This is a genomic window from Bradyrhizobium sp. B120 (assembly GCF_049075665.1).
In the GTDB taxonomy this organism is placed as follows: Bacteria; Pseudomonadota; Alphaproteobacteria; order Rhizobiales; family Xanthobacteraceae; genus Bradyrhizobium.
In genome coordinates this window covers 4,735,337-4,756,475 of record NZ_CP185242.1, presented here as the reverse complement: position 1 = coordinate 4,756,475, position 21,139 = coordinate 4,735,337, and the positions used below count along the sequence as shown (strand labels likewise).

General features: G+C 64.7%; 22 protein-coding genes. 21 read left to right on the top strand and 1 reads right to left on the bottom strand.

The genetic code is table 11. The annotated features are described in order from the left end of the window. The first annotated feature begins 42 nt into the window (after nucleotides 1–42). From ACOIX3_RS21740 to ACOIX3_RS21650, 19 genes are all read left to right on the top strand, one after another. Nucleotides 43–408, top strand: coding sequence for an NADH-quinone oxidoreductase subunit A (locus ACOIX3_RS21740; RefSeq protein ID WP_018271860.1), 366 nt, complete (start codon nucleotides 43–45; stop codon nucleotides 406–408). Next, on the top strand, nucleotides 399–989 hold the full coding sequence (locus ACOIX3_RS21735; RefSeq protein ID WP_050402390.1) for a NuoB/complex I 20 kDa subunit family protein: 591 nt from the start codon (nucleotides 399–401) through the stop codon (nucleotides 987–989). Before ACOIX3_RS21740 ends, ACOIX3_RS21735 begins: the two co-directional genes overlap by 10 nt. Before the next feature lie 10 nt (nucleotides 990–999). After that, the gene (locus tag ACOIX3_RS21730) at nucleotides 1,000–1,617 is read left to right on the top strand and encodes an NADH-quinone oxidoreductase subunit C (RefSeq protein ID WP_092114646.1); all 618 of its coding nucleotides are present in this window, start codon (nucleotides 1,000–1,002) and stop codon (nucleotides 1,615–1,617) included. A 2-nt stretch (nucleotides 1,618–1,619) separates the two neighbouring features. Then, nucleotides 1,620–2,810: an NADH-quinone oxidoreductase subunit D gene (locus ACOIX3_RS21725; protein WP_420964214.1), complete on the top strand. Its 1,191-nt coding sequence runs from the start codon at nucleotides 1,620–1,622 to the stop codon at nucleotides 2,808–2,810. A gap of 41 nt (nucleotides 2,811–2,851) precedes the next feature. Then, nucleotides 2,852–3,463: an NADH-quinone oxidoreductase subunit NuoE gene (gene nuoE / locus ACOIX3_RS21720; RefSeq protein WP_029080758.1), complete on the top strand. Its 612-nt coding sequence runs from the start codon at nucleotides 2,852–2,854 to the stop codon at nucleotides 3,461–3,463. Further along, nucleotides 3,463–3,687: a hypothetical protein gene (locus tag ACOIX3_RS21715; RefSeq protein ID WP_420964213.1), complete on the top strand. Its 225-nt coding sequence runs from the start codon at nucleotides 3,463–3,465 to the stop codon at nucleotides 3,685–3,687. The genes nuoE and ACOIX3_RS21715 overlap by 1 nt, the downstream gene beginning before the upstream one ends. 19 nt (nucleotides 3,688–3,706) lie before the next feature. Beyond that, nucleotides 3,707–5,032 carry an NADH-quinone oxidoreductase subunit NuoF gene (gene nuoF, locus ACOIX3_RS21710; protein ID WP_342728809.1) on the top strand — a complete coding sequence of 442 codons (1,326 nt, stop codon included), beginning with the start codon at nucleotides 3,707–3,709 and terminating at the stop codon, nucleotides 5,030–5,032. Nucleotides 5,033–5,041: 9 nt separating this feature from the next. Beyond that, complete coding sequence (gene nuoG, locus ACOIX3_RS21705) at nucleotides 5,042–7,117, top strand: NADH-quinone oxidoreductase subunit NuoG (RefSeq protein ID WP_420964212.1); 2,076 nt, start codon at nucleotides 5,042–5,044, stop codon at nucleotides 7,115–7,117. Between the two features lie 10 nt (nucleotides 7,118–7,127). After that, a complete protein-coding gene (gene nuoH, locus ACOIX3_RS21700) occupies nucleotides 7,128–8,198 on the top strand; it encodes an NADH-quinone oxidoreductase subunit NuoH (RefSeq protein WP_223967244.1) in 1,071 nt (356 codons plus the stop codon). 7 nt (nucleotides 8,199–8,205) lie between these two features. Continuing rightward, on the top strand, nucleotides 8,206–8,700 hold the full coding sequence (gene nuoI, locus ACOIX3_RS21695) for an NADH-quinone oxidoreductase subunit NuoI (protein WP_097673576.1): 495 nt from the start codon (nucleotides 8,206–8,208) through the stop codon (nucleotides 8,698–8,700). A 9-nt stretch (nucleotides 8,701–8,709) separates the two neighbouring features. Then, nucleotides 8,710–9,348 carry an NADH-quinone oxidoreductase subunit J gene (locus ACOIX3_RS21690; protein ID WP_342711418.1) on the top strand — a complete coding sequence of 213 codons (639 nt, stop codon included), beginning with the start codon at nucleotides 8,710–8,712 and terminating at the stop codon, nucleotides 9,346–9,348. Continuing rightward, nucleotides 9,345–9,653 carry an NADH-quinone oxidoreductase subunit NuoK gene (gene nuoK, locus ACOIX3_RS21685; RefSeq protein WP_027537255.1) on the top strand — a complete coding sequence of 103 codons (309 nt, stop codon included), beginning with the start codon at nucleotides 9,345–9,347 and terminating at the stop codon, nucleotides 9,651–9,653. The genes ACOIX3_RS21690 and nuoK overlap by 4 nt, the downstream gene beginning before the upstream one ends. Before the next feature lie 7 nt (nucleotides 9,654–9,660). Further along, nucleotides 9,661–11,733, top strand: a complete 2,073-nt coding sequence (gene nuoL / locus ACOIX3_RS21680) for an NADH-quinone oxidoreductase subunit L (protein ID WP_420964211.1) — start codon at nucleotides 9,661–9,663, stop codon at nucleotides 11,731–11,733. Beyond that, nucleotides 11,734–13,248, top strand: a complete 1,515-nt coding sequence (locus ACOIX3_RS21675) for an NADH-quinone oxidoreductase subunit M (RefSeq protein ID WP_420964210.1) — start codon at nucleotides 11,734–11,736, stop codon at nucleotides 13,246–13,248. Between the two features lie 10 nt (nucleotides 13,249–13,258). Beyond that, nucleotides 13,259–14,695 carry an NADH-quinone oxidoreductase subunit NuoN gene (gene nuoN / locus ACOIX3_RS21670; protein WP_420964209.1) on the top strand — a complete coding sequence of 479 codons (1,437 nt, stop codon included), beginning with the start codon at nucleotides 13,259–13,261 and terminating at the stop codon, nucleotides 14,693–14,695. 61 nt (nucleotides 14,696–14,756) lie between these two features. After that, on the top strand, nucleotides 14,757–15,563 hold the full coding sequence (locus ACOIX3_RS21665) for a biotin--[acetyl-CoA-carboxylase] ligase (protein ID WP_420964208.1): 807 nt from the start codon (nucleotides 14,757–14,759) through the stop codon (nucleotides 15,561–15,563). Beyond that, nucleotides 15,563–17,233, top strand: coding sequence for a ribonuclease J (locus ACOIX3_RS21660; protein ID WP_420964207.1), 1,671 nt, complete (start codon nucleotides 15,563–15,565; stop codon nucleotides 17,231–17,233). Before ACOIX3_RS21665 ends, ACOIX3_RS21660 begins: the two co-directional genes overlap by 1 nt. Nucleotides 17,234–17,275: 42 nt before the next feature. Continuing rightward, nucleotides 17,276–17,680: a methylmalonyl-CoA epimerase gene (gene mce, locus ACOIX3_RS21655; RefSeq protein ID WP_092114633.1), complete on the top strand. Its 405-nt coding sequence runs from the start codon at nucleotides 17,276–17,278 to the stop codon at nucleotides 17,678–17,680. Between the two features lie 6 nt (nucleotides 17,681–17,686). Next, nucleotides 17,687–17,962 (top strand): DUF1467 family protein, encoded by a 276-nt coding sequence (locus tag ACOIX3_RS21650; RefSeq protein WP_420964206.1) that lies wholly within the window; start codon nucleotides 17,687–17,689, stop codon nucleotides 17,960–17,962. A 25-nt stretch (nucleotides 17,963–17,987) separates the two neighbouring features. Here ACOIX3_RS21650 and ACOIX3_RS21645 read toward each other — a convergent pair whose 3' ends face one another. After that, the gene (locus tag ACOIX3_RS21645) at nucleotides 17,988–19,277 is read right to left on the bottom strand and encodes a hypothetical protein (protein WP_420964205.1); all 1,290 of its coding nucleotides are present in this window, start codon (nucleotides 19,275–19,277) and stop codon (nucleotides 17,988–17,990) included. 222 nt (nucleotides 19,278–19,499) lie between these two features. Between ACOIX3_RS21645 and mtnK the strand changes: the two genes are divergently transcribed. Both mtnK and ACOIX3_RS21635 read left to right on the top strand, forming a co-directional pair. Then, nucleotides 19,500–20,804, top strand: coding sequence for an S-methyl-5-thioribose kinase (mtnK, locus tag ACOIX3_RS21640; RefSeq protein ID WP_420964204.1), 1,305 nt, complete (start codon nucleotides 19,500–19,502; stop codon nucleotides 20,802–20,804). Then, on the top strand, nucleotides 20,801–20,980 hold the full coding sequence (locus ACOIX3_RS21635; RefSeq protein WP_420964203.1) for a hypothetical protein: 180 nt from the start codon (nucleotides 20,801–20,803) through the stop codon (nucleotides 20,978–20,980). Before mtnK ends, ACOIX3_RS21635 begins: the two co-directional genes overlap by 4 nt. Nucleotides 20,981–21,139 lie beyond the last annotated feature (159 nt).

The window sequence follows — 21,139 nt, the reverse complement described above, 5'->3', positions numbered from 1 at the left end:
AATCTGCGGCACGTCCGAAACCGCAGCAAGAAGGCCTCGCCGATGACCGGCATCCTGCAGAATTATCTCCCACTTGTGGTCTTTATCGGGGTCGCGAGCCTGATCGGGCTGGCGCTCCTGATCGCGCCGTTCCTGGTCGCGTTCCAGTCGCCGGATCCGGAAAAGCTGTCCGCCTATGAATGCGGATTCAACGCTTTTGACGACGCCCGCATGAAGTTCGACGTCCGCTTCTACCTGGTGGCGATACTCTTCATCATCTTCGATCTCGAAGTGGCGTTCCTGTTCCCGTGGGCCGTGGCGTTCGGAAAGCTGGGCGCGACCGGCTTCTGGTCGATGATGGTGTTCCTGGCCGTGCTGACGGTCGGGTTCGCGTATGAATGGAAGAAAGGCGCGCTCGAATGGGATTGAGCCCCACCGCCGCATCCTCGCAGCCGGCGATTGCGCAAGCTCCGAGAGGCATTCTCGATCCGTCGACCGGCAAACCGGTCGGCGCCAATGATCCGTTTTTCCTCGAGGTCAATCACGAGCTGTCCGACAAGGGCTTCTTCGTCGCGGCGGCCGACGACCTGATCACCTGGGCGCGCACCGGCTCGCTGATGTGGATGACCTTCGGTCTCGCCTGCTGCGCGGTCGAGATGATGCAGGTCTCGATGCCGCGCTACGACGTCGAGCGCTTCGGCTTTGCGCCGCGCGCCTCGCCGCGGCAGTCCGACGTGATGATCGTCGCCGGCACCCTGACCAACAAGATGGCGCCCGCGCTGCGCAAGGTCTACGACCAGATGCCGGAGCCGCGCTACGTCATCTCGATGGGCTCCTGCGCCAATGGCGGCGGCTACTACCACTATTCGTACTCGGTGGTGCGCGGTTGCGACCGCATCGTGCCGATCGACATCTATGTGCCGGGCTGTCCGCCCACGGCGGAAGCGCTGCTCTACGGCGTGCTGCTGCTGCAGAAGAAGATCCGCCGTATCGGCACTATCGAACGCTAAGGTTTCAGGCATGGACGACGGCAAGCTCGACGCCCTTGGGCAGACGATCGTGAGCGCGCTTCCGGGCGCCGCCACGGCGCACTCGGTCGCGTTCAATCAACTCACTATCGACGTCGAGATTGGCAGAATCGTGGACGTCGTCACTTTTCTGCGTGACGATCCCAACTGTCGCTTCGTCAACTTCACAGACGCGACCGCGGTCGACTATCCGAGCCGCGAAAAGCGCTTCGACGTCGTCTATCATCTGCTGTCGCCGACGCTGAACACGCGCATCCGGGTACGCGGCCAGGCCGACGAGACCACGCAGGTGCCGTCGATCATCGGCGTCTTCCCCGGCGCCGACTGGTTCGAGCGCGAGACCTACGACCTCTACGGCGTGATCTTCATCGGCCACCCCGACATGCGCCGCCTGCTGACGGATTACGGCTTCGACGGCCATCCGCTGCGCAAGGATTTCCCGCTGACCGGCTTCGTCGAGGTTCGCTACGACGACCAGGAGAAGCGGGTGCTGTACGAGCCGGTCCGGCTCAACCAGGAATTCCGCAAGTTCGATTTCCTGTCTCCGTGGGAAGGGGCCGATTACCCCTTGCCGGGTGACGAAAAGGCGAAGGCGGAACCGAAGGCCTGATCATGAACGAACAGAATCTTCGCAATTTCACCATCAACTTTGGCCCGCAGCATCCGGCTGCGCACGGCGTGCTTCGTTTGGTGCTCGAATTGGACGGCGAAGTCGTCGAGCGCGTCGATCCGCATATCGGGCTGCTTCACCGCGGCACCGAGAAGCTGATCGAGCACAAGACCTATCTGCAGGCGATCCCGTATTTCGACCGGCTCGACTATGTCGCGCCGATGAACCAGGAGCATGCGTTCTGCCTGGCGGCGGAAAAGCTGCTCGGCATCACGGTGCCGCGCCGCGGCCAACTGATCCGGGTGCTGTATTGCGAGATCGGCCGCATCCTGTCGCATCTGCTCAACGTCACCACGCAGGCGATGGACGTCGGCGCGCTGACCCCGCCGCTGTGGGGCTTCGAAGAGCGCGAGAAGCTGATGGTGTTCTATGAGCGCGCCTCGGGCTCGCGCATGCACGCGGCGTTCTTCCGGGTCGGCGGCGTGCACCAGGACCTGCCGCCGAAGCTGATCGACGATATCGAGGCGTGGTGCGATCCGTTCCTCAAGGTCGTCGACGACCTCGACACGCTGCTCACCGGCAACCGCATCTTCAAGCAGCGCAACGTCGACATCGGCGTGGTGCCGCTGAAGGAGGCTTGGGAGTGGGGCTTCTCGGGCGTGATGGTGCGCGGCTCGGGCGCGGCCTGGGACCTGCGCAAGTCGCAGCCCTATGAGTGCTATGCCGAGATGGATTTCGACATTCCGATCGGCAAGAACGGCGACTGCTACGACCGCTATTTGATCCGGATGGAAGAAATGCGCCAGTCGGTGCGCATCATGAAGCAGTGCATCCAGAAGCTGAAGGCGCCGGACGGGCAGGGCCCGGTCGTGGTCGAGGACAACAAGATCGCGCCGCCGCGCCGTGGTGACATGAAGCGCTCGATGGAAGCGCTGATCCATCACTTCAAGCTCTACACCGAGGGCGTGCATGTGCCGGCCGGCGAAGTCTACGCCGCGGTCGAGGCGCCGAAGGGCGAGTTCGGCGTCTATCTCGTCGCCGACGGCACCAACAAGCCCTACAAGTGCAAGATCCGCGCGCCGGGCTTCGCCCATCTGCAGGCGATGGATCACATCTGCAAGGGCCATCTGCTGGCCGACGTTTCCGCCATCCTTGGCTCGCTGGACATCGTGTTCGGCGAGGTCGACCGGTGATGATGTTCGCATCCGCACCGCCCGCAATGAGAGTTTGATCGATGTCCGTCCGCCGCCTCGCCCCGAAGGAATTGCAGCCCGCGAGCTTCACGTTCACGGACGAGAATCTCGCCTGGGCCAAGAAGCAGATCGAGAAGTATCCGCCAGGCCGTCAGGCCTCGGCTGCGATCGCGATCCTGTGGCGCGTGCAGGAGCAGCATGACGGCTGGGTCTCGGAAGCGGCGATCCGCGCCGTCGCCGACCTGCTCGAGATGCCGCATATCCGCATGCTGGAGATCGCGACCTTCTACACCATGTTCCAGCTCTCGCCGGTCGGCAAGAAGGCGCATGTCCAGGTCTGCGGCACCACGCCGTGCCGGCTGCGCGGCGCCGCCGACCTGATCGAGGTGTGCCAGCATCGCATCCATCACGATCCTTTCCAGCTGTCGAAGGACGGCAACTTCTCGTGGGAAGAGGTCGAGTGCCTCGGGGCCTGCGTGAACGCGCCGATGGTGCTGATCTGGAAGGACACCTACGAGGACCTGACCAAGGAAAGCTTCGGCAAGGTGCTCGACGGCTTTGCCGCCGGCAATCCGCCGAAGCCGGGCCCGCAGGTCGACCGTCAGTTCTCGGCGCCCGCAGGCGGGCCGACGACGCTGAAGGAAACCACCTGATGGGGGGCTTTCAGGTGCAGGCAAACGGGCAGGAAAACAAGGTGGGGAGGGGCGCTACGATGAAGGCCTGGCGCACGATCGCCCTGCATACCACTGTCGCGGCCGGCTTCATGTTCCTGCTGCAACGTTACGGCCCGAGCGCCACGCTGGAATCCAGCCTGTTGTGGGCCATCGTGTTCGGCGGCTGTGCCGCCGGGCTCGCTTATTCGCAAGCCAATCGGTGATGTTCGGAAAGTTTTGAGCATGCTCGACGACAAGGACCGCATCTTCAAGAACCTCTACGGCCAGCATGATTGGGGCCTCGAGGGCGCGCGCCGCCGAGGCGCCTGGGATGGTACCAAGGGGATCATCGACAAGGGCCGCGACTGGATCATCAACGAGATGAAGGCCTCGGGCCTGCGCGGCCGCGGCGGTGCGGGCTTCCCGACCGGCATGAAGTGGTCCTTCATGCCGAAGGAATCCAAGGACGGCCGTCCGAGCTATCTCGTCGTCAACGCCGACGAGTCGGAGCCCGGTACCTGCAAGGACCGTGAGATCATGCGGCACGATCCGCATCTCCTGGTCGAAGGCTGCCTGCTCGCGAGCTTCGCAATGGGCGCGCATGCCTGCTACATCTATATCCGCGGCGAGTTCATTCGCGAGCGCGAGCGGCTGCAGGCGGCGATCGACCAGGCCTATGAGGCCAAGCTGGTCGGCAAGGACAACATCAACGGCTGGCCGTTCGACATCTATGTCGCGCACGGCGCCGGCGCCTATATCTGCGGCGAAGAGACCGCGCTGCTCGAGAGCCTCGAGGGCAAGAAGGGCCAGCCGCGATTGAAGCCGCCGTTCCCGGCCAATGTCGGCCTCTATGGCTGCCCGACCACCGTCAACAACGTCGAGTCGATTGCGGTTGCGCCCGACATCCTGCGCCGCGGCGCCGCCTGGTTCGCCGCCATCGGCCGGCCGAACAATGTCGGCACCAAGCTGTTCTGCATCTCCGGCCATGTCGAGCGCCCTTGCAACGTCGAAGAGGCGATGGGGATTCCGTTCCGCGAACTGATCGAGAAGCATTGCGGCGGCATCCGCGGCGGCTGGGACAATCTGAAGGCCGTGATCCCCGGCGGCTCGTCGGTGCGCATGGTGCCGGCCGATCAGATCATCGACACGCCGATGGATTTCGACAGCCTGAGCAAGCTGCGCTCGGGCCTCGGCACCGCAGCCGTGATCGTGATGGACAAGTCGACCGACCTGATCCGGGCGATCGCGCGCATCTCCTATTTCTACAAGCATGAGAGCTGCGGCCAGTGCACGCCGTGCCGCGAGGGCACCGGCTGGATGTGGCGCGTCTTGACCCGCATGGCCGACGGCCGCGCCCACAAGCGCGAGATCGACATGCTGCTCGAGGTCACCAAGCAGGTCGAGGGCCACACCATCTGCGCGCTCGGCGACGCCGCGGCGTGGCCGATCCAGGGTCTGATTGCGCACTTCCGTCACGAGATCGAAGAGCGCATCGATCAGTATTCGCACAAGGCCGATCTCGACGATCAGGGCGTTCGTGATCCCGTCCACATGGTCGCGGCGGAGTAGAGAAGAGACATGAGCAAGATCATCGTCGATGGCAAAGAGATCGATGTGCCGCCGGAGTACACGCTGTTGCAGGCGTGCGAGGCGGCCGGCGCCGAGATTCCGCGCTTCTGCTATCACGAGCGGCTGTCGATCGCCGGCAATTGCCGGATGTGCTTGGTCGAGGTGAAGGGCGGCCCGAAGCCGGTCGCGAGCTGCGCCTGGGCCGTGCGCGACTGCCGTCCGGGACCGAAGGGTGAGCCGCCGGAGATTTCGACCCGTTCGCCGATGGTCAAGAAGGCGCGCGAAGGCGTGATGGAATTCCTGCTGATCAACCATCCGCTGGACTGCCCGATCTGCGACCAGGGCGGCGAGTGCGATCTGCAGGACCAGGCGATGGGCTACGGCGTCGACACCAGCCGTTTCGCCGAGAACAAGCGCGCGGTCGAGGACAAGTATCTCGGCGCGCTGGTCAAGACCTCGATGAACCGCTGCATCCAGTGCACGCGCTGCGTCCGCTTCTCCGCCGAAGTCTGCGGCGCGCCGGAAATGGGCGCGACCGGGCGCGGCGAGGACATGGAGATCACCACCTATCTCGAGCAGGCGCTGAGCTCCGAGCTGCAGGGCAATCTCGTCGATATCTGCCCGGTCGGTGCGCTGACCTCGAAGCCGTATGCCTTCGCGGCGCGCCCCTGGGAGCTCGGCAAGACGCAGTCGGTCGACGTCATGGACGGCGTCGGCTCGGCGATCCGTGTCGACACTCGCGGCCGCGAGGTGATGCGGATCCTGCCGCGCATCAACGAGGCGGTGAACGAGGAGTGGATCTCCGACAAGACCCGCCACGTCGTCGACGGCCTGCGCACGCAGCGCCTCGACCGTCCCTATGTGCGCGAGAACGGCCAGCTCAAGCCGGCGACCTGGCAGGAAGCCTTTGCTGCCATCGCCGCCAAGGCCGGCCGCATCGACGGCAAGCGGATCGGCGCGATCGCCGGCGATCTCGCCGCGGTCGATGAAATGTATGCGCTGAAAGAGCTGCTCGCGAAGTTCGGCTCGGTCAATCTGGCGGTGCAGGGCGGCGATGCGTTCGACGCCAAGGCCGGCCGCGGCTCCTACATCTTCAACCCGACCATTGCCGGCATCGATCAGGCCGACGCGATCCTGATCATCGGCTCGCATCCGCGCAAGGAAGCGGCGGTGCTGAACGCGCGGATCCGCAAGCGCTGGCGCACCGGCGGGCTCAAGGTCGGCATGATCGGCTCGAAGGCCGATTTCACCTATGAGCATGACTATCTCGGCGCTGGCACCGATACGCTGGCCGATCTCGTGGCCGGCAAGCACTCCTTTGCCGACGTGCTGAAGAATGCCAAGAACCCGATCATCCTGGTCGGCGCCGGCGCCTACACCAGGCATGACGGCGCGGCGGTGCTGGCGCAGGCGGCCAAGCTCGCCGTCGATGTCGGTGCGCTGAAGGACGGCTGGAACGGCTTTGCCGTGCTGCAGGACACTGCCTCACGTGCCGGCGCGCTCGATATCGGCTTCTCGCCTTCGGCCGGCGGCCTGACCACGGCGCAGATGACGACCTTCGGCACCCTCGACGTGTTGTTCCTGCTCGGCGCCGACGAGATCAAGGCGCCGGATGGCACCTTCGTGGTCTATATCGGCACCCATGGCGACCAGGGCGCGCACCGCGCCGACGTCATCCTGCCGGGCGCCGCCTATACCGAGAAGTCCGGCATCTACGTCAACACCGAGGGCCGGGCCCAGATCGCCAACCGCGCCGCGTTCCCGCCGGGCGAAGCCCGCGAGGACTGGGCGATCATCCGCGCGCTGTCCGACGTGCTCGGCAAGAAGCTGCCGTTCGACTCGCTGCAGGCGCTGCGCCAGGCGATGTTCAAGACCTATCCGCATCTGATGCGGCTCGACCAGATCGAGGCCGGCAAGGCCGACGACGTCAAGGCGCTGGCCGGCAAGGGCGGCAGCGTCGACAAGGCGGCATTCAAGCCGACCGTCGAGGATTTCTATCTGACCAACCCGATCGCGCGGGCCTCTGCCGTGATGGCGGAATGCTCGCGGCTGGCGTCGGGGCGAATGCTGACGGCAGCGGAGTGAGCGTGACCTGATGGCTGAATTCTTCGCAAGCGCGTTCTGGACCGGCTTCCTCTGGCCGCTGATCATCATGGTCGCGGAAAGCCTGTTGCTGCTCGTCGTGCTGCTGATCGCGATCGCCTACATCCTGCTCGCCGACCGCAAGATTTGGGCGGCGGTGCAGATCCGCCGCGGCCCCAACGTGGTCGGCCCGTTCGGATTGCTGCAATCCTTCGCCGACCTCCTGAAATTCGTGCTGAAGGAGCCGGTGATTCCGTCCGGCTCCAACAAGGGCGTGTTCCTGCTGGCGCCGCTGGTCTCGTGCATCCTGGCGCTGGCCGCCTGGGCGGTGATCCCGTTCAATCTCGGCTGGGTGATCTCCGACATCAATGTCGGCATTCTCTACATCTTCGCGATCTCCTCGCTGTCGATCTACGGCGTCATCATGGCCGGCTGGTCGTCGAACTCGAAGTATCCGTTCCTGGCGGCGCTGCGCTCGGCGGCGCAGATGGTGTCCTACGAAGTCTCGATCGGCTTTGTCATCATCACCGTGCTGCTCTGTGTCGGCTCGCTGAACCTGTCGGCGGTGGTCGAAGCGCAGAACTCGCGCGGGCTCGCGCACCTGATCGGCCTGCCGCAGCTCACCATCCTGAACTGGTATGTGTGGCCGCTGTTCCCGATGTTCGTCGTGTTCTACGTCTCGGCGCTGGCAGAAACCAACCGTCCACCGTTCGACCTGGTCGAAGCGGAATCCGAACTCGTCGCCGGCTTCATGACCGAATACGGCTCGACCCCGTATCTCTTGTTCATGCTCGGCGAGTATGTCGCGATCACCACGATGTGCGCGCTGGCGTCGATCCTGTTCCTGGGCGGCTGGCTCCCGCCGGTCAATCTGCCGCCGTTCACCTGGATTCCGGGCATCGTCTGGTTCGCCCTCAAGGTGTTCTTCATGTTCTTCATGTTCGCGATGGCGAAGGCGATCGTGCCGCGCTACCGCTACGATCAACTGATGCGGCTCGGCTGGAAGGTGTTCTTGCCGCTGTCGCTGGCGATGGTGGTGATCGTGGCCGGAGTGCTGCAGTTCGCCGGCATCGCGCCGAAGTGAGGTCGTCATGAGTGTCAACGTCAACGCAACAGCCCGTTCGCTTCTGCTCTCGGAATTCGTCTCGGCGTTCGTTCTCGCCATGCGCTATTTCTTCAAGCCGAAGCCGACGCTGAATTATCCCTTCGAGAAGGGGCCGATCTCGCCGCGCTTCCGCGGCGAGCACGCGCTGCGCCGCTATCCGAACGGCGAAGAACGCTGCATCGCCTGCAAGCTGTGCGAGGCGATCTGCCCGGCGCAGGCGATCACGATCGAGGCCGGCCCGCGCCGCAACGACGGCACCCGCCGCACGGTGCGCTACGACATCGACATGGTGAAGTGCATCTATTGCGGCCTGTGCCAGGAGGCATGCCCGGTGGACGCCATCGTCGAGGGACCGAATTTCGAATTCGCGACCGAGACCCGCGAGGAACTCTACTATGACAAGGCGAAGCTGCTCGCCAATGGCGACCGCTGGGAGCGCGAGATTGCGAAGTCGATCGCGCTCGACGCGCCGTACCGGTGAGGTGAGGGCATGATCCTTCCGGCGCTGTTCTTCTATCTGTTTGCCGCGGCCTGCGTGGCCTCGGCGGTCATGGTGATTGTCTCGCGCAATCCCGTGCACTCCGTGCTGTACCTGATCCTGGCGTTCGTCAACGCCTCGGGCCTGTTCATCCTGATGGGCGCCGAGTTCCTCGGGATGATGCTGATCGTGGTCTATGTCGGCGCCGTCGCGGTGCTGTTCCTGTTCGTGATCATGATGCTCGACGTCGACTTCGTCGAACTGCGCGAGGGCTTCATGCAGTACCTGCCGATCGGCATCGTGATCGGCGGCATCTTCCTGTTCGAGCTTCTGCTGGTGGTCGGCGCCTGGGTGATCAACCCGTCCGTGACCAAGACGATCACGGCGGCGATCCCGACAAATGTCAGCAACACCGAGGCGCTCGGCCTCGTGCTCTATACGAAGTACATCCATTACTTCCAGCTCGCCGGCATGGTGCTCCTGGTCGCGATGATCGGCGCCATCGTGCTGACGCTGCGCCACAAGGCCAACGTCAAGCGGCAGAACATCAACGTGCAGAACGCGCGCACGCCCGAGATTGCGATGGCGATGCGCAAGGTGGCGTCGGGGCAGGGCCTGCAGGATGCCGATGCGGCGGAGTGGGTGAAATGACGATCGGGCTAGGGCACTATCTGGCGGTCGGCGCGATCCTGTTCACGCTCGGGATCCTCGGCATCTTCCTGAACCGCAAGAACATCATCGTCATCCTGATGTCGATCGAGCTGATCCTGCTCTCGGTCAACATCAACCTGGTGGCGTTCTCGACCTTCCTCGGCGACATCGTCGGCCAGGTGTTCGCGCTGCTGGTGCTGACGGTGGCGGCGGCCGAGGCCGCGATCGGCCTTGCCGTGCTGGTGGTGTATTTCCGCAATCGCGGTTCGATCGCGGTTGAAGACGTCAATCTGATGAAGGGCTAATCCGGCGATGATACAGGCAATCGTATTTCTGCCTCTGCTGGGAGCCATTCTCGCGGGGATCATCTCGCTGGTTGGCGCGCATGCGCGCTGCCCGAGCGGCGACACCGTCGACCATCATGACGATGCGCATGGCGACGCCCATGCCTCCGCGGCCCACGACGATCATGGCCACGATGACCATAGCCATGACGACCACCATGTCGCCGAGCCGGCGGCGGCGGGCTCGCGGCTGGCCGAGCTGATCACCACGGGCTTGCTGTTCGTCTCGGCGGCGCTGTCCTGGTTCACGCTGGTCGATGTCGGCTTCATGCACCATGATGCGCGCGTCGTGCTGCTGCCCTGGATCACCTCGGGCGACCTGCAGGTGGCCTGGACGCTGCGGGTCGACACCCTGACCGCCGTCATGCTGGTCGTGGTCAACACCGTGTCCGCGCTCGTCCACCTCTATTCCATCGGCTACATGGACGAGGACCCGAACCGGCCGCGCTTCTTCGGCTATCTCTCGCTGTTCACCTTCGCGATGCTGATGCTGGTGACTTCGGACAACCTGGTGCAGCTGTTCTTCGGCTGGGAGGGCGTCGGTCTCGCGAGCTACCTCCTGATCGGGTTCTGGTACCAGAAGCCGTCGGCGAATGCGGCGGCGATCAAGGCCTTCGTGGTCAACCGCGTCGGCGACTTCGGCTTCGCGCTCGGTATCTTCGCGATTTTCGCGCTGGTCGGCTCGACCGACTTCGAGACCATCTTCCATGCCGCGCCCGGGCTGACCGGCAAGACCATCGACTTCTTCGGCTGGCATCCCGATGCGCTGACCTTGACCTGTCTGTTCCTGTTCATGGGCGCGATGGGCAAATCCGCTCAGTTCCTGCTGCACACCTGGTTGCCGGACGCGATGGAAGGCCCGACGCCGGTGTCGGCGCTGATCCATGCCGCAACCATGGTCACCGCCGGCGTCTTCATGGTGGCGCGGCTGTCGCCGCTGTTCGAGCTGTCGCCGACCACGCAGGCGGTGGTGATGTTCTTCGGCGCGACCACGGCGTTCTTCGCCGCCACGATCGGCCTCGTGCAGAACGACATCAAGCGCATCGTCGCGTATTCGACCTGTTCGCAGCTCGGCTACATGTTCGTGGCGATGGGAGCAGGGGCCTATTCGGTCGGCATGTTCCACCTGTTCACGCACGCCTTCTTCAAGGCATTGCTGTTCCTGGGCTCCGGCTCGGTGATCTACGCGATGCACCACGAGCAGGACATCCGCAACATGGGCGGCCTGTGGCGCAAGATCCCCTACACCTTCGCGGTGATGTGCATCGGCACCCTGGCGCTGACCGGCTTCCCGCTGTTTGCCGGCTACTTCTCCAAGGACGCGATCATCGAGGCGGCCTACGCGGCGCACAACCCGTTCGCGACGTATGCCTACCTGCTGACGATCGTGGCCGCCGGCCTGACCTCGTTCTACTCCTGGCGTCTGATCTTCAAGACGTTCTTCGGCGAGCCGCACGACCAGAAGCACTATGAGGCGGCGCATGAGAGTCCGGTCTGGATGCTGGTGCCGATCGGCGTGCTCGCCGCCGGCTCGATCCTGGCCGGTCTGCCGTTCAAGGAAGTGTTCGCCAGCCCGCACGGCGTCGAGGAGTTCTTCCGCGAATCCGTGAAGATGAACCCGCACATCCTCGAGGATATGGAGCACATGCCGAGCTGGCTCGCGCCGCTGCCCACCGTGATGATGGCGCTCGGCCTGTTCGTCTCGTACCTGTTCTACATCCGCAGGCCGTATCTGCCGGTCGAGCTCGCGAACCAGCAGCCGATGCTGTACCAGTTCCTGCTCAACAAATGGTACTTCGACGAGCTGTACGACTGGATCTTCGTGCGCCCGGCGAAGTGGCTCGGCTACACGCTGTGGAAGAAGGGCGATGGCTTCGTCATCGACGGCTTCGGTCCGGACGGCGTCTCGGCCCGCGTGCTCGACGTCACCCGCAATGTCGTGAAATTGCAGACCGGCTACCTTTATCATTACGCGTTCGCGATGCTGATCGGGGCCGCCGGATTGATCACCTGGTTCATGTTCGGCTTGGGAGGCCAGTAAATGACAACCTGGCCCATCCTTTCCGTCACGACCTTCCTGCCGGCGGTCGGCGCGATCCTGGTCTACCTCTTGGCACGGGGCGGCGACGAGAGCGCGAGCCGCACGGCGCGCTGGATCGCGCTGTGGACCACGCTGATCACCTTCGCGGTGTCGCTGATCCTGGTCGCGCGTTTCGATCCGGCCTCGACCGACTTCCAATTCGTCGAGAAGACGTCCTGGCTCGCCACCGGCATCACCTATCACATGGGCATCGACGGGATCTCGCTGCCGCTGATCATCCTGACCACCGCGATCATGCCGCTCTGCATCATCGCGAGCTGGAAGTCGGTGACGCAGCGCGTCAGCGAATACATGATGGCGTTCCTGATCCTGGAAACGCTGATGGTCGGCACCTTCTCGGCACTCGACCTCGTGCTGTTCTATCTGTTCTTCGAGGGCGGCCTGATCCCGATGTTCCTGATCATCGGCGTCTGGGGCGGTCCGCGCCGGGTCTACGCCTCGTTCAAGTTTTTCCTCTATACGTTCCTCGGCTCCGTGCTGATGCTGCTCGCCATCATGGCGCTGTACTGGAACGCCGGCACCACCGATATCCCGACCCTGATGCACACCGCGGTGCCGCGCTCGTTGCAGACTTGGGCGTGGCTGGCGTTCTTCGCCTCGTTTGCGGTGAAGATGCCGATGTGGCCGGTGCACACCTGGCTGCCTGACGCGCATGTCGAGGCGCCGACGGCGGGCTCGGTGATCCTGGCCGCGATCCTGCTGAAGATGGGCGGCTACGGCTTCCTGCGCTTCTCGCTGCCGATGTTCCCGCTGGCCTCGCACGACTTCGCACCGTTCGTGTTCACGCTGTCGGTCATCGCCATCATCTACACCTCGCTGGTGGCGATGATGCAGGAGGACATGAAGAAGCTGATCGCGTACTCCTCGGTCGCGCATATGGGCTTCGTCACCATGGGCATCTTCGCGGTGACCACGCAGGGCGTCGCCGGCGGCATGTTCCAGATGATCTCGCACGGCATCGTCTCCGGCGCGCTGTTCCTCTGCGTCGGCATCGTCTACGACCGCATGCACACCCGCGAGATCGCGGCCTATGGCGGCCTCGTCAACCGGATGCCGCTCTATGCGATGACCTTCATGGTCTTCACCATGGCCAATGTCGGTCTGCCGGGCACGAGCGGATTCGTCGGCGAGTTCATGACCTTGCTCGGCACCTTCAAGATCTCGCTGCCGACGGCGTTCTTCGCCACCACCGGCGTGATCCTGTCGGCCTGCTACGCGCTCTGGCTCTACCGCAAGGTGGTGTTCGGCGCGCTGGTCAAGCCGTCGCTGATGTCGATCAAGGATCTGACCTTTCGCGAATGCGTGACGCTGTTCCCGCTGATCGCGCTGACCATCCTGTTCGGCGTCTATCCGAAGCCGGTGCTCGACATGTCGGCCGCCTCGGTGCAGCAGCTCGTCAATAATTACAACACCGCCGTGACTGCCGTGAAGGCAGCCGCGCTGGTTACGCAGTAAGGCCGCCGCCATGAGCTTTTCCAGTGCAGGTTATCAGTTGCAGCCGGTGCTGCCGGAGCTGGTGCTCGCGGTCGGCGCCATGGTGCTGTTGATGATCGGAGCCTATCGCGGGCAGGGCACGACCCGGCTGATCACCACGCTCGCGGTGTGTCTGCTGGTGCTGACCGGCGTGCTGGAGCTCTGGCTGCCGGCCGGCAAGCTCGTCACCTTCGGCGGCAGCTTCATCGTCGACGACTTCGCCCGCTTCCTGAAGATCCTCGCCTTGATCGCCTCGGCGGCGACGTTGATCCTGTCGACTGAGTACCTGTCCCAGCCATCGACCCGCAATTTCGAGTTCTCGATCCTGGTGCTGCTGTCGACGCTCGGCATGATGGTGCTGATCTCGGCCGGCGACCTGATCTCGCTCTATCTCGGCCTCGAGCTGATGAGCCTTGCGCTCTACGTCGTCGCCGCCAGCCAGCGCGACAATGCCAAGTCGAGTGAGGCCGGCCTGAAGTATTTCGTGCTCGGCGCGCTGTCGTCGGGCATGCTGCTCTACGGCGCCTCGCTGATCTACGGCTTCACCGGCACGGTCAGCTTCGCCGGCATCGCGGCGGCCGCGACCACCGGCAGCATCGGCATCGTGTTCGGCCTGGTGTTCCTGCTCGCCGGCCTCTGCTTCAAGGTCTCGGCGGTGCCGTTCCATATGTGGACGCCCGACGTCTATGAGGGCGCACCGACGCCGGTGACGGCGTTCTTCGCCTCCGCCCCGAAGGTCGCGGCGCTCGCCGTGTTCACCCGTGCGACGCTGACCGCGTTCCCGGGCATCGTCACTCAGTGGCAGCAGATCCTGGTGTTCGTGGCGATCGCCTCGATGGCGCTGGGCTCGTTCGCCGCGATCGGCCAGTCCAACATCAAGCGGCTGATGGCCTATTCCTCGATCGGCCATATGGGCTTTGCGCTGGTCGGCCTCGCCTCCGGCACGGTCGAGGGCGCGCAGGGCGTCTTGATCTACATCGCGATCTATGTCGCGATGACGCTCGGCACCTTCTCGATCATCCTTGCCATGAAGCGCAACGGCCAGGCGCTGGAGCAGATCAGTGATTTCGCCGGCCTGTCCCGCACCAACCCGCTGATTGCCTTCGTCTTCGCGATGCTGCTGTTTTCGCTGGCCGGCGTGCCGCCGCTCGCCGGCTTCTTCGGCAAATGGTACGTGTTCGTCGCCGCGATCAAGGCCAATCTGTTCACGCTCGCGGTGATCGGCGTGCTGACCAGCGTGGTGGGCGCGTTCTACTATCTGTCGATCGTCAAGGTGATGTATTTCGATCAGCCGCTCGGCAAGCTCGACCCGGTCCGCGTCGAGCTGCGCACCGTGCTGGCGGTCGCAGGCATCTTCAATATCTTCTTCTTCGCCTATCCGGGACCGCTGGTGAGCGTGGCCACGGCGGCGGCGAAGTCGCTGTTCTAAAGCACATGATCCCGAAAACAGGACGCTGGCTTTCGGATCGGATCATGCGCATAACCTCACTATGACCTTCACGCTCGGACCCCGGGCCATTGCGGCGGGCTACAAGCTCGCCGCCTTCGACCAGATCGGCTCGACCAATGCCGAGGCGATGCTGCGCGCCCGCGACGGCGAGCAGGGGCCGATGTGGTTCGTGACATCAGAGCAGACCGCAGGGCGGGGACGGCGGCAGCGGGTCTGGATCGCGCCGCGCGGCAACCTTGCCAGCAGTATTCTCGAGTTGATGGACGTCCCGCCGGCCGTTGCCGCGACGCTCGGCTTTGTCGCAGGGCTGTCGGAGGAGGCCGCCCTGGCGAAAGTCAGTGTCGAGGCGTCCCTTCGTCTCGGTTCTGACCGGCCGAGATATGCGCTGAAGTGGCCGAACGACGTGCTCGCGGGTGACGCGAAGCTGGTCGGCATCAACATGGAGGCCGAAGCCGTCGGCGATCGCCTCGCGGTCGTTGTCGGCATCGGTACCAATGTCGTGGCGTCGCCCGAGGGCACGCCGACACCTGCTGTGTCGCTGGCCGAGCTCGGCGTCCAGATCAGTGCGGAAGAGCTGTTCACGGCGCTATCCGATGCCTGGGTCGAGTTCCGCGGCATCTGGGACAATGGCCGCGGCTTTGCCGAAATCCGCCGGCGCTGGCTCGAGCGCGCGGCCGGGCTTGGCGGCGAGGTCGCGATCAACACGGGCTCGGCGACCATCGAGGGCATCTTCGAAACCATCGATGAGACCGGTTGTCTGATCGTGTGTACGGCCGAGGGCAGGCGTGTCCCGGTTGCGGCGGGCGAGGTCTATTTCGGCAGCGCAGCCTCTAAGAGGGCGGTGTGATGGCGCGACCTGACGAGCTTACTTTTGCACCGCTCGGCGGCGTCGGCGAGATCGGCATGAATTTGTCGATCTATGGCCTCGGCAACCGCCACCAACGTTCGTTCCTCGCGGTCGACCTCGGCGTCTCCTTCGGCGACGAGGAGCATCTGCCGGGCATCGACCTGATCATGCCCGATGTGCGTTTTCTCGAGAAGGAGCGCAACAATCTGATGGGCCTCGTGCTGACGCACGCCCATGAGGACCATTTCGGCGCGATCATCGATCTCTGGCCGAAGCTCGGCTGCAAGATCTACGCAACCCAATTCAGCGCGGCGCTGTTCGAGGCTAAATGCGCCGCCGAGCGCAATCCGCCCAAGATCCCGATCACGGTGATCCCGTCGGGCGGGCGGGTTGATATCGGCCCGTTCAATGTCGAGTTCATCCCGGTCGCGCATTCGATTCCGGAATCGCACGCGCTTGCGATCAAAACCGATGTCGGCACCGTGCTGCACACCGGCGACTGGAAGATCGATCCGACGCCGATCATCGGCCTGCCGACCGACGAGCGGCGGCTGCGCGAGCTCGGTGACGAAGGCGTGCTGGCGCTGGTCGGCGATTCCACCAACGCGGTGCGCGACGGGCGCTCGCCCTCGGAGACCGAGGTCGCCGCCACCATCAAGAAGCTGGTCAAGGCGGCCAAGGGCCGGGTCGCGGTCACCACATTCGCCTCCAATGTCGCCCGCGTGAGGGCGGTGGCGGACGCCGCGAACGCCGCTGATCGCGAGGTCGTCGTGGTCGGCCGCGCCATGGAGCGCGTGGTGCAGGTCGCGCGCGAATGCGGCTATCTCGACGGCTCGCACAAATTCCGCAGCGCTGACTATTACGGTCATTTCCCGCCCGACAAGGTGCTGGCGCTGTGCACCGGCAGCCAGGGTGAGCCCCGCGCTGCGCTGGCGCGGATCGCCAACAACGACCACCCGCAGGTGACCCTGAACAGGGGCGACACCGTGATCTTCTCCTCCCGCACCATTCCCGGCAACGAGAAGGCGGTCGGCGGCATCATCAACGGGCTGGTGACCCAGGGCGTCGAAATCATCACCGACCGCGAGCATCTGGTGCATGTCTCCGGCCATCCGCGCCGTGACGAGCTGCGCGACATGATCTCCTGGGTGCGGCCGCAGCTCCTGATCCCCGTGCATGGCGAGGCGCTGCATCTCGCCGAGCACGCCAAGCTGGCGCGCGCCGCCGGTGTCCCAAAAGTCCTGACCTGCCGCAACGGCGACCTCGTCAAGCTCGGGCCCGGCGATCCCGGCATCGTCGGCGAAGTGCCGTCGGGACGGCTCTACAAGGACGGAACCATCCTTGAGGACTCCAAGTCGCGCGCCGTGGTCGAGCGGCGGCGGATGGGCTTTGCTGGCTGCGCCTTCGTCGCCGTCGCCATGACCGCGCAGGGCGAGATGCTCGACGATCCCGAGGTTGATCTCGTCGGCATGCCGGAGAAGAATGCCGCGGGCGAATTGTTCGACGACATCGTGTTCGATGTCGTGGTATCGACGATCGAGGGCTTGCCCAAGCCGCGGCGCCGCGATCCGGACGCGCTCGGGGAATCGGTGCGCCGCGCGGTGCGGGCCGCGCTGAACGAGCACTGGGGCAAGAAGCCGATCTGCGTCGTGCACGTTCTGACGGTATGACACACGCCTTTAAGGCGTGCGCAGCGACAAAGGGAGAGAGATATGCTGGGCCGGCTCAATCATGTCGCCATCGCGGTCAAGGACGCCAGGCAGGCCGCCAAGATCTACGGCACGGCCTTCAATGCCGAGATTTCCGACGCGGTGCCGCTGCCGGAGCATGGCGTCATCACCGTGTTCGTGACGCTGCCCAACACCAAGATCGAGTTCATTGAGCCGCTCGGCGAGGCCTCACCGATCGCGAAGTTCGTCGAGCGCAATGCCGACGGCGGCATCCACCATGTCTGCTACGACGTGCCCGACATCATCGCGGCCCGCGACCGCATGATCGCCGAGGGCGCGCGGGTGCTCGGCGACGGCCAGCCGAAGATCGGCGCGCACGGCAAGCCGGTGCTGTTCTTCCATCCCAAGGACTTTTCCGGCGCCTTGGTCGAGATCGAACAGGCCTGAGCCCATATGGCGTACCAGATCACCACCGGGCTTGCGATCTACTTCGTCCTTTGGTGGCTCGTGCTGTTCCTGACGCTGCCGTTCGGCATCCGCAGCCAGCATGAGGACGGCGTCGGCGCGCCCGGCACCGATCCCGGCGCGCCGATCATGGCGCGGATGGGCCGCAAGCTGTTGTGGACCACATTGATCTCGGCCGCGATCTTCGCGATCGGCATGTGGGCCTATTACGCCGGCTATCTCTCGATCGAACGGCTGTCGAAGCTGATGGGGATGCCGTTCTAGCGCACGGGGCTCGTGAACGGCGCGGTTAGGTTTGCTCCGGCCGAAACCATTCGGGTGAAGGGCCCGAGATTGCCTCGACCTCGGGCACGAAGCTGCGATCGAGCGCTGCGACGAGCGTTGCCAGGTTGTCGACGATCTGCGTCCACCGCTCGGCGCTGCCGATCGGAAACTGGCTCGGCAACTCAACCCCTCTCACTTCACCACGAACCGCGCGGCGCGAGGCATGGAGCGGCAGCGTGGCCTTGAAGCCGTGCCCGTTCACCATGCCGATCACCTGCATGAAGGCCGCGACCGAACTGTTCCAGCTGCCGACATCGACCTGGAGCGTGACGGTGAGATTGCCCGGCGTGCGCCGCTGTAGCCTGAATGATCCGCTCTCGCCGCGGCAATCGTAGCCGAGTGGCGTGAAGGCCCGAACGAGATCAGGCTTCTTGGGGCCGGCGCTCGGGCCCCCGTCGGCGGGTGTCGCGGGCGCGCTTCCGACCTGATCCGGCAGATCGTGCGGAAGTGTATCGAGCAGTTCGGTCATCTTCGCCCGATACCCACGCACGACCGTGCGGATGGCGTCGTCCATGTCCGGAGTCAAGCCGCCGGGGGACACGGCAGCCGCCGTGGCGGCGGGTGTCGCGACTATCGGCACCTGGATCGTCTTTCGCACCTTGCCGCAGGCCGATAGCAGGGTTGCGACATCGGCCGGAGGTGCCGGCAATTTCTTCGCCTGCGGATCGGCTTCGACAATGCGCAACGCGGCGAGCGACCGCTGCCGCCCGTTCACCCACCACTTGTCGTGCACGCTGATGCCGGGCGAGGTCGGGTGCCCTGCGCCGATGTCGACGCCGGCGCGCATCAGGCCCCGGAGAGTCTGAAGGTCAGGCTGAGCGGGCAATTGCGGACCGTCTGAAAAGCCGGGCACCGAGAAATGCAGGTCGATGGCGTGGCAAGGAAATGACTTCGGGACGCCCTGTGCGATCTCCTTCAGGATCGCGAAGTCGATCGCCTCGACGGCACCGGTTTCGGTCACGTTCGACAGCACCCGCGCTTCCGCCTTGCCCAGGCCAACCGAGCCGGTCGTCCGCACGAAGCGCTCCAATTCCGGCCAGCGCTTGACCACCCTGGCGATGCTGGAAATGCGCTTCGTCCCCGCGATCGCTTGCACGGCGGCGATCTCGGCCGTGAGCGGGGGATCGGAAAGCCTGAGACGTACCGTCGGCTCGCCCAACCCGGCGGCAAGGAAGCCTGCGTGGACCTGCTCGGCCATATCGACGAGCGGGTCCTTGCGGCTGGCCGCGAATACCGAGAATACGGCGACGAGCATTGCGTCCTCCACTCGGAAATACATCGTGCGTTCTGAAACAACGCCGGCCGGATGGGGTCTGATCGATCCCTGGCTTTAGGGACTTGTCTGGAGCATTGCGGCGCGTCCCGTCGCCTGCGATTGTGGGCATCGAACCGGACCGTCAGCCCTTGCGGCTGCGTGCCCGGAATAGCACAACGAGCGGCCAATGGCTCGGGCTGAAGTATTGGGGAGGCGACCACGATGAACCTGCAGGCCCAGCCAGGCTCCGGGCAGAGCGCCTATCGAATCCTGCGGGAGGCCGATCTGCGCGACTATCTCGCGAGCCTTCCCGCCATCGTCACCCAACTGGGCGGAGCGCCGGCCGACTGGTCGATCAGCGAGGTCGGCGACGGCAATCTCAACCTCGTCTTCATCGTCAAGGGCAACAGCGGCGGCATCGCCGTCAAGCAGGCGCTGCCCTATGTGCGGCTGGTCGGCGAGAGCTGGCCGCTGCCGCTGTCGCGGGCGCATTACGAACATCTGGCGCTGGTGCATCAGGCGCGGCTGGCGCCAAAGCTCGTGCCGGCGGTGCTGCATCATGACGCGCCGCTTGCGCTCACCGCGATGGAATTGCTCGAGCCGCATATCATCATGCGCAAGGGCCTGATCGGGGCCACGCGTTATCCGCGCTTTGTCGAGGATATCTCGACCTTCCTGGCGCGGACGTTGTTCTTCACGTCCGATCTCGCGCTGTCGGCCGCGGAGAAGAAGCAGGGGATCGCCGATTTCGCCGGCAACCACGCGCTCTGCAAGATCACCGAGGACCTGATCTTCACCGATCCCTATCGCATCGCCGAGCAGAACCGCTGGACCGCGCCGTATCTCGATGCCACGGCTGAGGCGTTCCGCGAGGATCTCGACCTGCATGTCGCGATCTCCAGGCTCAAGCTGAAATTCATGGCGAGCCCGGAGGCGCTGCTCCATGGCGATCTGCACACCGGTTCGATCATGGTCACCGAACGCGAGACCAAGGTGATCGATCCCGAATTCGCGTTCTACGGCCCGATGGGCTTCGACATCGGCGCCGTTATCGGCAATCTGCTGATGGCCTATCTGGCCTCCGCCGGCCACGAGCGCACAACGGGCGAGCGGGCCTCGTTCGAGGCATGGCTGCTGGAAACCATCGAGGGGGTCTGGACCGGGTTTTCTCGAAAGTTCCTTGAGCTGTGGCGCAACGAGGCGAGGGGCGACGGTTATCCGGTGTCGCTGTTCGACAGCGAGGCGGGCGCCGCGCGGCTGGAGGCCGAACGACAGGCCTACATGGCGCGGCTGTTCCAGGACACGGTCGGCTTCGCCGCGGCCAAGACCATCCGGCGCATTCTTGGCCTCGCGCACAACATCGATTTCGAGTGGATCGCGGACGAGAAGCAGCGCGCGATCTGCGAGGCGCGCAGCCTCAAGCTCGCGCGCAACATGATGCTGGAGGCGGCGTCCTACACGACGATCGGCACCGTCAGCTACGCCGCGCGCGAGCTGCGTCACTGGCAGCCGGATTTCGCCAGATGATCGTGGAGGATCAACTTTCTGCCGGACGCACGAAACAGAGAATGCCGGCCTCGGGCGTGAAACAGGCCACGGCGCGGTTCGTCGGGTTGTCGGTTCTGTCGATGATCCTGTTTGGCGGGACCCGCAGCCAGAATGGCGCCGACAACTTCCAGCGACCATCGATCAATACCTCGTAACCGTCCCGGTCCTGTCGGAACTCCACCGTCCGGCAATCCGCAATCGAGCAACATGATGCACCGGTCCCTGGTTGCTTCAGGCTCTCGAACCATGGGGAGAGCGCCGGATCTGCGTTATCGGGTGGTGCTGCGATCGCGGCCTGACTCAGAGCGAGCCCG

Excerpts from the sequence above, each read along its gene's own strand:
- ACOIX3_RS21740 (WP_018271860.1), top strand. The coding sequence starts at position 43 with ATGACCGGCATCCTGCAGAATTATCTCCCACTTGTGGTCTTTATCGGG.
- ACOIX3_RS21735 (WP_050402390.1), top strand. The coding sequence starts at position 399 with ATGGGATTGAGCCCCACCGCCGCATCCTCGCAGCCGGCGATTGCGCAA.
- ACOIX3_RS21730 (WP_092114646.1), top strand. The coding sequence starts at position 1,000 with ATGGACGACGGCAAGCTCGACGCCCTTGGGCAGACGATCGTGAGCGCG.
- ACOIX3_RS21725 (WP_420964214.1), top strand. The coding sequence starts at position 1,620 with ATGAACGAACAGAATCTTCGCAATTTCACCATCAACTTTGGCCCGCAG.
- nuoE (WP_029080758.1), top strand. The coding sequence starts at position 2,852 with ATGTCCGTCCGCCGCCTCGCCCCGAAGGAATTGCAGCCCGCGAGCTTC.
- ACOIX3_RS21715 (WP_420964213.1), top strand. The coding sequence starts at position 3,463 with ATGGGGGGCTTTCAGGTGCAGGCAAACGGGCAGGAAAACAAGGTGGGG.
- nuoF (WP_342728809.1), top strand. The coding sequence starts at position 3,707 with ATGCTCGACGACAAGGACCGCATCTTCAAGAACCTCTACGGCCAGCAT.
- nuoG (WP_420964212.1), top strand. The coding sequence starts at position 5,042 with ATGAGCAAGATCATCGTCGATGGCAAAGAGATCGATGTGCCGCCGGAG.
- nuoH (WP_223967244.1), top strand. The coding sequence starts at position 7,128 with ATGGCTGAATTCTTCGCAAGCGCGTTCTGGACCGGCTTCCTCTGGCCG.
- nuoI (WP_097673576.1), top strand. The coding sequence starts at position 8,206 with ATGAGTGTCAACGTCAACGCAACAGCCCGTTCGCTTCTGCTCTCGGAA.
- ACOIX3_RS21690 (WP_342711418.1), top strand. The coding sequence starts at position 8,710 with ATGATCCTTCCGGCGCTGTTCTTCTATCTGTTTGCCGCGGCCTGCGTG.
- nuoK (WP_027537255.1), top strand. The coding sequence starts at position 9,345 with ATGACGATCGGGCTAGGGCACTATCTGGCGGTCGGCGCGATCCTGTTC.
- nuoL (WP_420964211.1), top strand. The coding sequence starts at position 9,661 with ATGATACAGGCAATCGTATTTCTGCCTCTGCTGGGAGCCATTCTCGCG.
- ACOIX3_RS21675 (WP_420964210.1), top strand. The coding sequence starts at position 11,734 with ATGACAACCTGGCCCATCCTTTCCGTCACGACCTTCCTGCCGGCGGTC.
- nuoN (WP_420964209.1), top strand. The coding sequence starts at position 13,259 with ATGAGCTTTTCCAGTGCAGGTTATCAGTTGCAGCCGGTGCTGCCGGAG.
- ACOIX3_RS21665 (WP_420964208.1), top strand. The coding sequence starts at position 14,757 with ATGACCTTCACGCTCGGACCCCGGGCCATTGCGGCGGGCTACAAGCTC.
- ACOIX3_RS21660 (WP_420964207.1), top strand. The coding sequence starts at position 15,563 with ATGGCGCGACCTGACGAGCTTACTTTTGCACCGCTCGGCGGCGTCGGC.
- mce (WP_092114633.1), top strand. The coding sequence starts at position 17,276 with ATGCTGGGCCGGCTCAATCATGTCGCCATCGCGGTCAAGGACGCCAGG.
- ACOIX3_RS21650 (WP_420964206.1), top strand. The coding sequence starts at position 17,687 with ATGGCGTACCAGATCACCACCGGGCTTGCGATCTACTTCGTCCTTTGG.
- ACOIX3_RS21645 (WP_420964205.1), bottom strand. The coding sequence starts at position 19,277 with ATGCTCGTCGCCGTATTCTCGGTATTCGCGGCCAGCCGCAAGGACCCG.
- mtnK (WP_420964204.1), top strand. The coding sequence starts at position 19,500 with ATGAACCTGCAGGCCCAGCCAGGCTCCGGGCAGAGCGCCTATCGAATC.
- ACOIX3_RS21635 (WP_420964203.1), top strand. The coding sequence starts at position 20,801 with ATGATCGTGGAGGATCAACTTTCTGCCGGACGCACGAAACAGAGAATG.